The 15646-nt window shown below is 75.9% G+C and carries 5 protein-coding genes (1 of these 5 cut by a window edge); all 5 read left to right on the top strand.

All coding sequences use genetic code 11. The features are described 5' to 3' along the window. Tightly spaced (each overlapping or abutting the next), the 5 genes in view from KBX06_RS17580 to KBX06_RS17560 form a layout consistent with a single transcriptional unit that may run on beyond the window. Positions 1-318, top strand: partial view of a non-ribosomal peptide synthetase gene (locus tag KBX06_RS17580; RefSeq protein ID WP_210836158.1) — the final stretch only. Its footprint begins 13275 nt before the window's first position; only the last 318 of its 13593 coding nucleotides appear in the window; its start codon lies off the left edge, out of view; the stop codon is at positions 316-318. Beyond that, positions 315-4373, top strand: coding sequence for a non-ribosomal peptide synthetase (locus KBX06_RS17575; protein WP_210836156.1), 4059 nt, complete (start codon positions 315-317; stop codon positions 4371-4373). The genes KBX06_RS17580 and KBX06_RS17575 overlap by 4 nt, the downstream gene beginning before the upstream one ends. Continuing rightward, entirely contained in the window at positions 4373-13936 is a 9564-nt protein-coding gene (locus tag KBX06_RS17570) for a non-ribosomal peptide synthetase (protein WP_210836153.1), read from the top strand. The genes KBX06_RS17575 and KBX06_RS17570 overlap by 1 nt, the downstream gene beginning before the upstream one ends. Beyond that, positions 13933-15006, top strand: a complete 1074-nt coding sequence (locus tag KBX06_RS17565) for a GSCFA domain-containing protein (protein WP_210836151.1) — start codon at positions 13933-13935, stop codon at positions 15004-15006. Before KBX06_RS17570 ends, KBX06_RS17565 begins: the two co-directional genes overlap by 4 nt. Beyond that, the gene (locus tag KBX06_RS17560) at positions 14951-15646 is read left to right on the top strand and encodes a hypothetical protein (RefSeq protein WP_210836149.1); all 696 of its coding nucleotides are present in this window, start codon (positions 14951-14953) and stop codon (positions 15644-15646) included. Before KBX06_RS17565 ends, KBX06_RS17560 begins: the two co-directional genes overlap by 56 nt.

Here is a 15646-nt window from a genome sequence, read left to right as displayed (position 1 = left end):
AACCGGCCGGTCTTCGAGGCCGCCGCGTTCGCGCTGTTCCTGGTGGCCCAGCGCGCGGCCATCGAGCCCCTGTACCAGGAGCAGAGCTCGACCTTCACCGCCATCGAGGCGGGCGCGATGGCCCAACTGCTGACGATGGCCGCCCCCGAGAACGGTCTCGGCCTGTGCGGGATCGGCGCGCTGGACACAGCGGAGCTGGCCGCCCTGTTCGACCTCGAACCCTCCCACCGGCTGGCCTACGCGCTGGTCGGTGGTGCCCGCCCGGATGCGCCCGCGTCCGGGGCGCCGGTCCCCGACACCATCACGGTGGAGCTGTGAACGCCTACGAGTTGCTCGACACGCTCAACCGGCACGCGGTGGGGCTGCGGGTCGACGGCGACCGCCTGCGCCTCACCGGTTCCCGCGAGGTCCTCACGCCCGAGCTGCTGGCCGATCTCAAGCTGCACAAGGAGGAGCTGGTCGCGATCCTGACCGGCGCCGACGCGGACACGATCCCCCGCCGGCCGCGGCCCGACGCGCCGGTGCCGGTCGCGTTCGCCCAACGGCAGCTCTGGTTCCTCGACCAGCTCTCGCCCGGCAACCCCTTCTACAACAACCCGGTCGCGTTCGACGTCGTGGGCGCCCTGGACGTGCCGGCCCTGGCCCGCGCCCTGACCGAGGTGGTACGCCGGCACGAGGCGCTGCGTACCGTCTTCCCCCTGGTCGACGGGGAGCCCTGCCAGGTGGTGCGGCCGGCGGTGCCGGTCGCCCTGCCGGTGACGGACCTCAGCGCGCTGCCGGACCCGGAGCGGTCCCGCCGCGCCGACGACGCCGCCGAGGCCGAGGCGCGGGCGCCGTTCGACCTGGCCACCGGTCCGCTGCTGCGCAGCGCCCTGCTCCGGTTGGCCCCCGACGAGCACCGCTGGCTGCTCACCGTGCACCACATGGTGGCCGACGGCTGGTCCGTCGGCATCCTGATCGGCGAGGTCACCGCGCTCTACGGCGCGTACGCGCGGGGCGGGGCCGCCGCGCTGGCCGAGCTGCCGGTGCAGTACGCGGACTACGCGCTGTGGCAGCGCCGGCAGCTCGGCGGCGGCGAGTTGGAGCGCCAGCTCGGCTACTGGACGCGGACGCTGGCCGGTGCGCCCGCCCTGCTGTCCCTGCCGACCGACCGGCCCCGGCCGGTGGTGCAGCGCTACCGGGGCGAGACCCACGGCACGACGGTGGACGCGGCGGTGCTGCGCGGGCTTCGGGAGGTGGGGCGGGCCGGCGACGCGACGCTGTTCATGACGCTCATGGCCACCCTGTCGGTGCTGCTGTGGCGCCACAGCGGGCAGGACGACGTCTGCGTGGGCACCCCGTTCGCCAACCGCAACCACCGCGACGTGGAGGGCCTCATCGGCCACTTCGTGAACACGGTGGTGATCCGCAACCGGCTGACCGCGGAGCAGCCCTTCGCGGCGCTGCTGGCCGACGTCCGCCGGCACCTGCTCGACGCGTACGCCCACCCCGACCTGCCGTTCGAGCAGCTCGTGGACGCGCTCAACCCGGAACGGCACACCAGCTACTCGCCGCTGTTCCAGGTGATGCTGGTGCTCCAGAACATCCCGCGCGGCCGGCTGGAGCTGCCGGGCCTGGTGCTGCGGCCCCTGTCGAGCAGCACCGGCGCGGCGAAGTTCGACCTGTCGGTCGAGGTGCTGGAGCACGCCGACGAGCTGCACGTCCTCTTCGAGTACAACACCGACCTCTTCGATGCCGCGACCGTCGCCCGGCTGGCCGGGCACTTCGTCCGCCTGCTCGCCCAGGTGGCGGCCGATGCGTCGACGCCGGTCGGTGCGCTGCGGCTGCTCGGTGCCGACGAGCGGCACCGCGTGCTGGTCGAGCTCAACCGCACCGCGCGGCCGCTCACCGGGCCCGCGGACGTGGTGGCGCGGATCGCGGCACAGGCGCGGCGGCGCCCCGACTCGCTCGCCGTGGCCGACGACGCCGAGCGGCTGGACTACGCCACGCTGGAGCGGCGGGCCAACCGCCTGGCGCACGCGCTGATCGCCCGGGGCGTACGCCCCGACCAGGTGGTCGGCCTGCACGCGCCGCGCTCGGCGGGGCTGGTCGTCGCCATCCTGGGCGTGCTCAAGGCCGGGGCCGCGTACCTGCCGCTGGACCCGGCCCTGCCGCCGCAGCGGCTCGCCGGCATGGTCGCCGACGCCGCGCCGGCGCTGGTGCTCGGCGAGGGCGACCTGGCCGCCGTCGAGGCCGAGGGGCGTCACGACGGCCCGCCCGGCGTCGTCGTGCACCCGGCCAACCTGGCCTACGTGATCTACACGTCGGGCTCGACCGGCCGCCCCAAGGGCGTCGCGGTCGCACACGGCGGCGTGGTGAACCTGCTCGAGAACTGGGTGTCGCAGCTCGGCGCCGCCGAGGGGGAGGCGGCGGCGCTCTGGTCGAGCGTCGGCTTCGACGTCTCGGTGCAGGAGATCTTCCTGCCGCTGACCACCGGCGGGGCCCTGCACCTCGTGCCCGAGGAACTGCGCGGCGACCCGGCGGCCCTGACGGGCTGGCTGCGCGAGCACCGCGTCGTGCAGGCCTACCTGCCGCCGGCCTTCGTCCGGTGGCTCGACGAGGACCCGAAGGCCCGGCTGGCCGGGTCGGCGCTGCGCCAACTGCTGGTCGGCGTCGAACCGCTGCCGGAGCAGGCCCTGCACCGGATCCAGCAGGCCCTGCCCGGGCTGCGGATCCTCAACGGGTACGGGCCGACCGAGACCACCGTCTACAGCACCGCGTACCTCGACCCGCAGCCGACGGCCCGGCGGTGCCCGATCGGCCGGCCCGTGGCCAACACCCGCGTCCACCTGCTCGACGAGCGGCTGGAGCCGGTGCCGGTCGGGGTGACCGGCGAGATCCACATCGGTGGCGCCGGTGTCGCCCGCGGCTACCTGGGCCGGCCGACGGCGACCGCCGAACGGTTCGTGCCCGACCCGTTCGTGCCCGGGGAACGGCTCTACCGCACCGGCGACCTGGCCCGCCTCCTGCCCGACGGCAACGTCGAGTACCTCGGCCGCCGCGACGGCCAGGTCAAGATCCGGGGCTTCCGCGTCGAACTGGGCGAGATCGAGGCCGCGCTGCTGGACCGGCCGGACGTACGCGAGGCGGCGGTGCTGGTCGACTCCGACGCCGCCGGCGAGCCGAGGCTGGTCGCCGGCGTCGCCCGGGGCGGGGCCGCGCCGCTGCTGGTCAGCGAGTGGCGCGAGGCGCTGTCGCGACGGTTGCCCGGCTACATGGTCCCGTCGCTCTTCGTGGAGCTGCCGCGGCTGCCGCTGACCGCCAACGGCAAGCTCGACCGCGCGGAGGTGCTGCGGCTGGCCCGCTCCGGCGCACCGTGGCAGGTCAACCTGGCCAGCCCGCGCGACCAGATCGAGCTGACCCTCTACCAGATCTGGAAGCGCCTGCTGCTGCACCCGGAGATCGGCATCGGCGACCGGTTCTTCGACGTGGGCGGCACGTCGATCTCGGCGATCAAGCTGGCCCACGCCATCGGCGAGGCGTTCGGCGAGACGCTGCCGGTCCACGAGATCATGCTGCACCCGACGATCGAGGCGCTCGGCGGCCGGCTGCGGCGGGGCGCGTCGGGCCGGCCACCGAGCAACCTGATCGAGTTCCGGGCGGGCGACGGCGCCGGCCGGGTCATCTGCGTGCACCCGGCCGGCGGCACCGCGTTCTGCTACCTGTCGCTGGCCAAGGCGTTGCCGGAGTCCCTCGGCGTGTACGGCCTCCAGTCGCCGGGGGTGAACCCGGGCGAGGAGTTCCTGCCCACGGTCGAGGCGATGGCCGAGGCGTACCTGGGGCAGGTCGCGCACCTGCTGGACGGGCCGGTGGTGCTCACCGGGCTCTCCTACGGCGGTCTGGTCGCGTACGAGATGGGTCGCCGGCTGGCCCTCGCCGGGCAGCCCGGGCTGAGCGTCGTCCTGCTCGACACCCTGGGCACGGACGACCCGGCCCACCGCGGCGCGATCGATCCGGTGGACATGGCCGAGTTCCGCGACAAGCTCATCAAGTTCAACGGGATGTACCCGGGCATCGACGACGAGCAGGTCGACCAGTACCACCGCGTCTACAACCACAACCGGTCGACCATGCGCGACTATTCGGCCCTCGCGTCGCCGGCCCGGCTGGTGCTGTTGCAGGCCACCGCCGGGCGGGAGGAGGGCTTCCTGCGCGAGGTGCGCGCCTTCTGGCGTCGGCGCGGCGACGCCGACTTCCGGCTGGAGCAGGTGCACTGCGACCACTGGGACATCCTGGAGAGCGCCGTGGTGCTGCGGGTCGCCGCGCTGCTGCGCAGCGAGGTGGACCGGATCTCCGACGCCCGCCCGACGACGCCGGCCGTACGGGAGGCGTGATGGCGCAGGGTCCCGGTCTGGCCGCCGCCGTGCTCGCCCAGGCCCGCCGTACCCCGGACGCGCTCGCCGTGTCCGAGGGCGACCGGCGCCTGAGCTACGCCGAGCTGGATGCCGCCAGCGCCACGGTCGCCCGGTCCCTGCGCCGGGCCGGGGCCCGCCCGGGTCAGGCGGTCGCGGTGCAGTTGCCGCGCGGCTGGCGGCTGGTCTGCGTCATGCTGGGCATCCTGCGGCTCGGCGCGACCGTGGTGCCGCTGGACCGGCAGAGCCCGCCCGGGCGCCGGGACCACATGCTGCGCGACTCGGCCGCCGTGGCGGTGGTCCACGGCCCGGACGTGCCCGGCGAGCTGCCCGACGGGGTCCGGCCGCTGCCGGCGGACGCGCTGCTGCCGCCGGGTGCGCTGCTGCCGCCGGGCGCGCTGCTGCCGCCGGACGCGCTGCTGCCGCCGGGCGCGCTGCTGTCGGCGGACGCGCCGCGCGGCGCGGGCGCGGAGCCGGCACCGGAGGCCGCCCCCGCGCCGGTCGCCTTCGTCTTCTACACGTCGGGCACCACGGGCAACCCCAAGGGCGTGGAGGTGCGCGACGCGGGCATCCTGCGGCTGGCCCGGCCCGGCTACATCGCGCTGACCCCGCCCGCCCGCTACGCGAGCCTCGCCAACCCGGCGTTCGACGCGCTCAGCTTCGAGGTCTGGGTGCCGCTGCTGACCGGTGGCTGCTGCCTCGTGCTCGACGACGAGACGGTGGCGACGCCGCACCTGCTCGACGCCGCACTGCGCCGGGAGCGGATCGACACGCTCTTCATCACGGTGGCGCTGTTCAACGCGGTGGTCGACGAGCTGCCGCACTGCTTCGCCGACGTGGGCCAGGTGCTGGTCGGCGGCGAGCAGCTCAACGCCCGGCTGATCCGCCGCTGGTACCGCGACAACCCCGCCAGCCGCACCCGGCTGCACAACGTCTACGGGCCCACCGAGGCGACCACGTTCGCCCTGTGCCATCCGATCCCCCGCGACTTCGACGCGGAGGTGGTGCCTATCGGCCGGGTGCTGCCGGGCACCGACGCGCACCTGGTGGTCGACGGCGAACGCGTCGCCGCGCCGGGCGAGGTCGCCGAGCTGTACCTCGGCGGCGCGGCGCTGGCGGCCGGCTACCGCAACCTGCCCGGGGAGACCGCCGCCCGCTTCGTCCGGCTGCCCTGGCTCGACGACACCGCCGGGCGCCACTACCGCACCGGCGACCTCGTGCGCGCCGACGCCGCCGGCACCATCGCGTACGTCGGTCGCGTCGACCGGCAGGTCAAGGTGCGGGGCTTCCGGGTCGAGCCCGGCGAGGTGGAGCGGCAGATCCTCGCCCACCCCGGGGTCCGGCAGGCGTACGTGTGCACCCGGCGGGACCCGGCGCACGGGACGAACGAGCTGCTGGCGTACCTGGTGACGGCCGCGGACCTGTCGTTCGCGGAGTTCGACCGGCACCTGGGCGCGACCCTGCCACCGTACCTGCGCCCGCACCGGGTCCACCGGGTCGGGGCGCTGCCGCTGACCGCGAACGGCAAGGTGGATTCCGCCGCGCTGCTGCGCCGCGACGACCCGCCCTGGCGCGAAGGGCACGACCACCCGCACCCACGCGACGACCGCGAGGGGCGCGACCACCCGCACCCACGCGACGACCGCGAAGGGCACGACGGCGACGCGGCCGGGGTGTTCGGCACGGCGTGGCAGCGGGCGGTGCTCGGACTGGCCGGCGAGGTGCTGGGCGTGCCCGACCTACGACCGGGCGACCGGTGGATCGCCAGCGGCGGGGACTCGCTGAAGGCGCTGCGGCTGCGCTTCGCGATCCAGCGGCGCTGGGGCGTCGAGGTGCCGCAGGCGGTGGTGCTGGGCGGCGACCTCGCCGAGCTGGCCTCGGCGATCGAGGAGGCCCGCACCACGACCGGTCCGGCGTACCCGGCGCCGGCTCCCCCGACCGGTCTTCGGTCCGCGCCGGCCACCTCCGAGCAGCAGCGGCTCTGGCTGTTGCAGCAACGGTCGCCGGCGTCCACCGCCTACCACGTGGGTCTCGCCTTCGAGCTGCGCGGCCGGGTCGACGTGGCCGCGCTGCGGCAGGCGCTGCGCCGGGTGGTGGCGCGTCATCCGGCGCTGCGTACCGCCTTCCGGGCCGCCCCCGAAGGGCTGCGCCAGGAGGTGGCCGAGCCCTACGACCCGTGGCGCGAGCCCACCGGGGACGACGACGGCGACCCGGCCGCACGGCGCGAGCCGGGCGACGGCGGCGACGCGGCCGGGTGGCGCGAGCGCGCCCGCGCCCTCTTCGCCGCGCCCTTCGACCTCGGGCAGCCGTGCATGCTGCGGGCGTACTGGCTGGCCCGCGAGGGCGGCGGGGTGCTGCTGCTGCACCTGCACCACATCGCCGTCGACGGCTGGTCGCTCGACGTGTTGTTCCGCGACCTGTCGGCCGGGTACGTGGCGGCGCTCGGCGGCGCGAGCGCGACCGCGGACGGGGACGCGCCCGCCCCGACCCCGCTGGACTACGCCCGGTGGCAGGCCGACTGGTTCGCCCACCCGGCGTACCGGGCGCAGCGCGAGGCCCTGCGCGGCCACTACGCCGCCGTGGACGAGATCGCCGCGCCGCTACGGCCGCACCGACAGCGCGGCGGCACCGGCGACCGCCTGCTCCGGACCGCGATCGACCCGGCGCGCCGCGCCGCCCTCGACCGGCTCGGCGCCGAGCTGGGACTGACCCGCTTCCCGCTGCTGCTGACGCTCTTCGGCTGGGCGGTGCACGGGCTGACCGGCCGCACCCATCCGCGCGTCGCCAGCCCGGTGGCGAACCGGCCCGTACGCGACTTCGAGGCCAGCGTCGGCATGTTCGCCAACACGGTGCTGCTGCCCCTGGCGCTCGCGCCCCAGGAGGAGCTGCGCGCGCAGCTACGACGACAGGCCGACGCGGTACGCGCGGTGCTCGACGCCCAGGACGTGGCGCTCGCCCACGCCGTCGCCGACCACGACTTCGGCGCCGACGCGCCGCTGTTCGACTTCCTCTTCGTGCTCGACAACACCGACTTCTCCGCGCTGGCGCTGCCCGGCTGCGCGTCCCGCCCGGTCTGGCTGGCGCCGACCGACGCCAAGTGCCCGCTCACCCTCTCGGTCGTCGAGCACGAGGCCGGCTTCGACTGCCTCTGGGAGTACGCCGACGACCACTTCGACGCCGCCGACGTGGCCGCGGCGGCCGAGTTGTTCCGGCGCGGCCTGGACGCGTTGACCGGCACCGGCCCGAGCACGCTGGCCGAGCTGGTGCGGCCCTACCGCAGTGGGCTGCCCGAGCCCGGCCGGGGCCCGCGTACCCCGTCGGCGGGCTCGGGCACCGGGCCGCCGGCCACCGTGGCCGAGGACTTCGCCCGGCGGGTGCGAACGGAGCCGACCGCGACCGCGCTGGTCGCCGGGAACCGTCGCCTCAGCTACGCCGACCTCGACGCGTACGCCTCGGCGCTCGCCGGCGAGTTGGCGCGGCACCATCCGGTGTCGACCGGCGGGCGGCACCACGTCGCCCTGTTCTTCGAGCCGTCGGTGGAGCACGTGGTGGCGCTGCTGGCGGCGGCCCGGCTCAACCTCACCGTCGTGCCGCTCGACCGGGCCTACCCGCCGGCGCTGCTGCGCCAGGTCCTCGGCCAGGTCGACCCGCTCTGCGTGCTGCTGGCGCCCGGCGACGGGCCGGCCCTCGACGCGATCGACGACGGCGGCCGTCCCCGCCACCCGGTGGTCCTGTCCCGATCGGCCACGCCCGTCGCGGCGTCGTACGCCGGCCGCCCGCTGTACACGCTGTTCACCTCGGGCTCGACCGGCACGCCCAAGGGGGTGCAGGTCGGCGACGCCCTGCTGGTCAACCTGCTGCGCTGGCAGAGCGGGGCCGGCGGCCTGGCGGGCGGGGCGGCGACCCTGCAGTTCTCCATGCTCTCCTTCGACGTCTCCTTCCAGGAGATCTTCGGCACGCTCTGCGGCGGCGGCACCCTGCACCTGCCCCGGCCCGGGTTGCGGCAGGACATGCCGGCGCTGCTGGAGCACCTCGACGCCGCCGGCATCGAGCGGATCTTCCTGCCGTACGTCGCCCTGCAACTGCTCGCCGAGCACGGGGTGCGCCTCGGCCGGTACCCGTCGCGGCTGCGCGAGGTCGTGACCGCCGGCGAGCAGCTGATCTGCACCGACGGCATCCGCCGCTGGTTCGCCGGGCTGCCCGGCGCGCGCCTGTTCAACCACTACGGCCCGACCGAGACCCACGTGGTCAGCAGCCTCTGCCTCGACGGGGATCCGGCCTCCTGGCCGACCCGCCCGGCCATCGGCCGACCCGTGGCCAACACGTGGCTGCGGGTGGTGGACCCGGCCGACGAGGTGGTGCCGCCGGACTGCCCCGGGCAGTTGCTGATCGGCGGGGAACTGGTGGCGCCCTGCTACCTGGACGATCCGGCGCTCGACCGGGCCCGCTTCGTCGAGCTGCCCGGCCTGGGCTGGTTCTTCCGCAGCGGCGACCAGGCCCGCTTCGACCGGGACGGCCTGCTGCACTACCTGGGCCGCGACGACCAGCAGGTGAAGGTGAGCGGGCACCGGCTGGAGCTGGGCCAGGTCGAGGCGGCACTGCTGACGCATCCGGCGGTCGTCAACGCCGTGGTGGTCCGCGACCATCCGCACCTGGTCGCCTGCCTGCAGTTCCGGGCCGCCCCGCCGACCCCGGAGGAGCTGCACGCCCACCTCGCGGGGCTCCTGCCCGCGTACGTGCGGGTGGACCGGTTCCGGCGACTGGCGGAGCTGCCGCGTACGGCCAGCGGAAAGCTGGACCGCCGCCGCGCGGCGACCGCGCCGGGCGAGGAGCTGCGCCCGGGAGGCGCCGCGCCGGCACCGGTCATGTCGGCCCTGGAGGCGCGGCTGGCCGGGCTCTTCGCGGAGGTCGTCGGGACACCGATCGGGCCCGATCGGCGCTTCTTCGACCACGGGGCGGGCAGCCTCGACCTGATGCGCTTCCACCTGCGCTGCGCCGCCGAGGGGTTGCCGCTGAGCATCCCCGACCTGTTCGAGCACGTCACCATCCGCCGCCTCGCCCGGTTCCTCGCCGAACGACGGGCCGCCACCGGCCCGGCGACACCGGACGAACCGGCGGAGGTGGCGTCACCAGCCGCCGGCACGGCACCTTGGACGACCGAGACCGCTTCACCGGCCACCGAGCCACCGCCACCGGCCGCCGCGACGACGCGGCGGGCGACCGGGGCAGCGACGACCGGGCGGGACGAGGCTGCTCCGGGCCCGGCGGACGAGGCGGTCGCCGTGGTGGGGATGGCCGTCCGGCTGCCCGGCGCCGACGACCTGGCCGCCTTCTGGGCGATGGTGGAGGCCGGCGACCGGGGCATCGAGCACTTCGCCGCCGCCGACGGCCTGGTCGGCGCCCGCAGCCAACTGACCGGGCCGCTCGGCTTCGACCCGGGGCACTTCGGCATCAGCCGGCAGGAGGCGCGGCTGATGGATCCGCAGCAGCGGCACCTGCTGATGAGCTGTGTCGAGGCGTTGGCGCACGCCGGCATCGGCGATCCCGCCGGGCGGCGGGTCGGCCTGCTCGCCAGCTGCGGCGAGAACACCTACTTCCAGACGATGCTGCGCGAGGCCGACCCGGCGCGGCTGCCGGACTCCTTCCAGTTGGCGCTGCACCACGAGAAGGACTTCCTCGCCACGAAGGTCGCCTACCACCTGCGCCTGACCGGGCCGGCCTTCAGCGTGCAGGCGGCCTGCGCCAGCTCGCTGGTGGCGGTCCACGTCGCGGCCGGGCTGCTGCGTCAGGGCGACAGCGACGTGATGCTGGTCGGCGGCGTACTGGTGGACCCGCTGCTGAGCGCCGGCTACCGCTACCAGCCGCAGCACATCTTCTCCCCGGACGGGCACTGCCGGCCGTTCAGCGACGACGCCGGCGGCACCGTCGGCGCCAGCGGGGTGGGTGTGGTCGTGCTCAAGCCCCTGCGGCTGGCCCGGCGCGACGGCGACACCGTCTACGCGGTGATCACCGGATCGGCCGTCAACAACGACGGCGCGGAGAAGCTCGGCTTCGCCGCGCCCTCGGTCACCGGCCAGCGCGAGGTGATCCGTGCCGCGCTGCGCCGCAGTGGACGCGTCGGCAGCGACCTGGGCTACGTGGAGGCACACGGCACCGGCACGGAGCTGGGCGACCCGGTGGAGGTGGCGGCGCTGCGCCAGGCGTTCGACCCCGGTGAGTCCGGCCGGACCGCGCTGGCCTCCGTGAAGAGCCAGGTCGGTCACCTCGGTGCGGCGGCGGGGGTGGTCGGCCTGGTCCGCGCCGTGCTGGCCGTGCACCACGGGCGGATCCCGCCGAACGTCGACTTCCGTCGCCTCAATCCACGGCTGGGCCCCGACCCGACCCCGTTCCACATCCCCACGAAGGCCGGGCCCTGGCCGGTCGACCGGCCGCGGGTGGCGGCGGTGAGCAGCTTCGGCATCGGCGGCACCAACGCCCACCTGGTCTGCGAGGCGGCCGAACCGGTCGGCCCCGACCCGGCGACGCCGGGCCCCGGCGTACCGGTGCTGGTGCTCGCCGGCGGCAGCGCCGCCGCCCTGCGCGCCGACGCCGACCGCGTCGCCGCCTACCTGACGGCCCGGCCCGAGGCCTACGCCCGGGTGCTGCGCCACCTCCAGGCCGGTCGCACGCCGGGTCGCTGGCGGGCGGCGGCCGTCTGCCCCGACGTGACCGCCGCCGTGGCCTGGCTGGGCACCGCGACCGCCGTCGAGGTCACCCCCGTCGAGGCGGCTCCCGTCGAGGTCACCGGCCCGGCCGGTACACCGCCGGCGGTCGACCTCGTCGCCGCGTGGCTGGCCGGACGGCCGATCCGGTGGCCGGCCGGGCCGGCGCAGCCGCCCTGGGACTTTCCCCCGCCGGCGTTCGCGCTCGAGGACCACGAGTTCGTCCGCGCCGCCCCGGCGACCGGGGCGACCCGGCCGGCAGGAGCGACATCATCCGCCGGGGCGACACGGCCGGGTGCGGCGACATCGCCCGCCGGGGCCGCGCCGGTCGATCAGCGGTGGCCGGCGCGGCTGCCCGAGGCCGAGTGGTTGCACCAGCCGCACTGGGTGCGCTGGCGGCACGCGGGGGCCGACCCCGCCGCCCGCCGTCCGGAGACCCTCGTCGTCATGGCGGCGGAGCCGCTCGCGCCGGCCGCGCTGCGCGCCCTCGCGGCGTCCCACGCCCGGGTGGTGGCCGTCACCGCCGCCGACGGCTTCGCCCGGCTCGGACCGGACAGCTACCGGGTGGACCCGACCGACCCCGCCTCGCTGGGCCGGCTGCTGACCGCGCTGACCGACACCGGCGCCGCCGCACCGGCCGCAGCCCCGTCGGGCGCCGTCGCGCAGGGCGGCGTCGAGTGGCTGCACGCGCTCCCGCTGGCCGTCGACGGACCGGTGGGCCCGGACCCGCTGGCCCACTCGTACCGGGCCTGTGTCGACGCCCCGGCGGCGCTGCTGGCGGCCGTCGCCGGGCTGCCCCGTCGGCCCCCGCTGCGCGTCTGGTGGCTGTCGCACCAGGCGCAACCCGTGGACGGCGACGTACGCCGGCCGGAACTGGGCCTCCTCGCCGGGGCGTGCGAGGTCGCGCCCCAGGAAGGCGACGTCGAGAGCCACTGGCTGGACCTGCCGGGCCGCGACCCGGCCGACTGGGCGCCGGCGCTCGCGACGCTGCTCGCGGAACGGACACCGCCACCCCGCCGGCTCGCGCTGCGCGCAGGCTACTGGTGGGAACAGGCGCTGCTGCCGGTCCGTCCACCGGCCGCGCCGGCTACGCGTCCGCTGCCGTCCGGACCGGCCGGGTACGTGGTCCTGGGCGGCACCGGCGGCATCGGCCGCAGCATCGCCGGCTGGCTGCTGGAACAGGGCGACTGCCGGGTCGTCCTGCTGGCCCGGCGCGGGCCGCTGCCGGCCGAACTGGCGCCCTGGGCCGACCGCGTCGACCTCGTCGAGGTGGACCTGACCGAGACCGATCCCGACGAGGTGGTGGCCCGGCTCGGCACCCGACGGGTCGACGGGGTGGTCCACGCGGCGGGGATCGCGGCCGGCGGACTGATCGGCCGGCGGGACGCGGCCGCGATGCGCCGAGCCACGGCCGCCAGGACCCACGGCGCGCTGCTCGTGGAGCGGCTGGTCGCACACCACCGACCGGCCTTCGCCGTCTACTGCTCGTCGATGTCGGCGCAGTTCGGCGGCGTCGGCCAGCTCGACTACGCCGCCACCAACGGGCTGCTGGACGGCTTCGCCCGACACCGGGCGAACGACGCCGACACCACGCTGCGGATCTCCGTCGGCTGGGACGTCTGGAACGAGGTTGGCCTGGCCCGGGACGTCCTGCCCACCGACGCCCGGCACCGGGCGCACCTGGCGGTCGGTCTCTCCGTCGACGAGGGACGCCGGCTCTTCGCGCAGGCCCTGCGGCTGCGACTGCCGCAGCTGCTCGTCTGCACCACCGCGCTTGCGCGGGCGCGGGAGTTCTACGCTCCCCCGGCCGGCCCGCGGGCCGCGACGCCCGCCGCGCTGCCCCGCTCGGCCGCCGACGAGATCGGCGGCTGGCTGCGCGACTGGCTGGGCACCGAGCGGCTCGACCCGGCCGCCTCCCTCTACGACCTGGGGGCCGACTCGCTGCTGCTGCTGGACCTGATCGACCACGTCAAGGAGCACTTCGGCGTCAGTCTCAGCCTGTCCCAGCTGAGCCACCGGGTGAGCCTGACCGAGGTGCTGGGGCTCCTCGGCGAGCCGGTCCACGCCACCGAACCCGCCGACCCCGCCGTGACGGTGCAGGTGTGGCAGACGGGCCGGGGGCGTTCGGTGCTCTGCCTGGTCCACCCGGTCGGCGGCGACGTCCAGGCGTACCGCTCGCTGGTGTCGGCGCTCGACCCGGAGCTGACGGTCTGCGTCATCGCCGATCCCGCGCTGGCCCGCCCCGGGCAGCCGGCCTGGTCGCTCGCGGAACGGGCCGCGCACTACCACGCCGCGCTGCGGGAGCGCTTCCCCTACGACGAGTGGCGCTGGCGGCTCGGCGGGTGGTCGTTCGGCGCCTGGGTGGCGCTCGGGATGGCGGCGGAGGCCGAGGCGGCGGGCCAGCCGGCGGAGGCGCTCTACCTGCTCGACCCGCCGCCGCCGGACGCCGCGCCGACCTTCCGGGCGTACGACGAGCAACGGCTCGCCGCGCTCTTCGCCCACGAGCTGGGGGCGGTGACCGGCGCGGGGACCGCGGCGACGGCGTACGCGGACGCGCTGGCGCGGTGCTGCCGGGCCAACCTGGCGAGCATGGCGCAGCACACCCTGCCCCGGCTGGCCGCGACACCCGGCCGGCTCTGGCTCGCGGGCCGCCCGACGGCCGGCCTGCCGGCGCTCGCCGCCCCGCAGGAGCAGGCCCGGCAGTGGCGGGACCACCTCGCCGGGCTCGCGTGGCACCTCGTGGACACCACCCACTACGGCATCGTCGGCACGCCGCACGTCCGAACGGTGGCCGAGGCCATCAGGGCGGCGCAGGCGACCACCGGCCCGAGGGCGGCGCGATGAACCCGTACCAGTCGCTGCCGTCGCGGTCGTTCTGGCGCACGGCGGTCGCCGAGCCGGAGATGCCGTCCATCGACGAGGTGTGGACGCCGAAGTTCGGCATCGCCCCCGACGATCCGGTCCTCACCGCCGGTTCCTGCTTCGCCCGCCACCTCGGCCCCGCCCTGCTCGACGAGGGGATGGACTGGCGTGAGGTGGAGCTGCCCCCGCCGGGGCTGACCGACGCCGAGCGCCGGGCCCGCCACTACGGCGCGTTCTCCTTCCGCACCGGCACCATCTACACCGCCGCCACGCTGCGGCAGTGGCTGAGCTGGGCGCTGACGGACGACACCGGGCCCGCCGAGGTCTGGCGCGACGGCGGGCGCTTCTTCGACCCGTACCGTCCGTCGGTCGAACCCGACGGCTTCGACTCGGCGGAGGCGACGCTGGCCGCCCGCCGGTCCACGCTGGCCGCGATCCGGGGGGCGGTCGCCGAGGCGGGTTGTCTCATCTTCACCCTCGGCCTGACCGAGGCATGGCGCGACGTGGTCACCGGCACCGTCCTCCCGGTCTGCCCGGGTACCGTCCGGGGCACCTTCGACGCCGGGCGGCACGCCTTCCACAACTTCACCGTGGCCGAGGTGCACGCCGACCTGACCGCCGCCGTCGCGCTGCTGCGCGACGCCAATCCCCGGCTGAACCTCCTGCTGACCGTGTCGCCGGTGCCGCTCACCGCGACGGCGACCGGGGCGCACGCGCTGACCGCCACGACGTACTCCAAGTCCGTGCTGCGGGCCGCGGCGGGTCAGCTCGCGCAGGAACACGACCACGTCGACTACTTCCCCTCGTACGAACTGATCACCGGCTTCCCGTTCCGGGGGGCCTTCTTCGCGCCGAACCTGCGCGACGTGACGCCGGCCGGGGTCGCCTTCGTCATGCGCCACTTCTTCGGCGCCCTCGACCGCGACCGGCCGACCGATCCGGGCGCGACGGCCACCGCCGGTCGCGCCGACGCCGCCGACGGAGGTGACCTCTACTGTGACGACGCCATCCTCGACCGCTACCGCGCCGGCCAGGTTCCTCCTGCTGGGTGACTCGCACGCCGGGCCGGTAGCCCGCGCGGCGGCCGCCGCCGGGGTGCCCTTCGTCGGTGGGCCGGTCGGCTCCGGGCGCGACTTCAACGTCGGCTTCTTCGACGTACGCGACGAGGGCCTGGTGTTCCGCGACGCCGCCGTGCAGGAACGCCACCGGGGCTTCCTGGCCGAGCTGGGCGTGGCCGACATCGGCCAGCTCACCGTTCCGCTGGTCTCGACGTTCGGTCTCAGCGCCCACTTCTTCGCCACCACGGAGAACTGGCGGATCTACCGGGCGGGCGACGGCGCGTTCCCGGCGGGCTTCCTCTCGGGCGTGCTCTTCGACGACATCGTGCGCGCCATGGCCCGCGACGCGCTGGCCTTCTACCGTCACGCTCTCGGCCTCGGGCTGCGCGTGCTGGCGGTGCTGCCGCCGCAGCGGGTGCCTGGGATGTCCGACCCGCAGGTCTTCATGGCGGCCCAGGAGACGATCCGCGGCGCGCTCGACGCGCTCGGCGTGGAGCTGGTGGACCTGCGGGCCCGGGTGACCGACGGCACGGGCCGGCAGCGGGCCGCGTTCTGCGAGCCGGACGACCCGATCCACGGCAACCTCGCCTTCGGCCGGCTGATCGTGGCCGACCTGCTGGCCCGGGGACTGTGA

It is taken from the genome of Micromonospora sp. C31 (assembly GCF_018070575.1).
Taxonomy (GTDB): Bacteria; Actinomycetota; Actinomycetes; order Mycobacteriales; family Micromonosporaceae; genus Micromonospora.
Note: the sequence above shows the minus strand (reverse complement) of the source record. Positions and strands in the feature narration are given on the sequence as shown.

What these genes read in the sequence shown, in the direction of transcription:
- KBX06_RS17565 (WP_210836151.1), top strand. Translation starts at nt 13,933, where the DNA reads ATGAACCCGTACCAGTCGCTGCCGTCGCGGTCGTTCTGGCGCACGGCG.
- KBX06_RS17570 (WP_210836153.1), top strand. Translation starts at nt 4,373, where the DNA reads ATGGCGCAGGGTCCCGGTCTGGCCGCCGCCGTGCTCGCCCAGGCCCGC.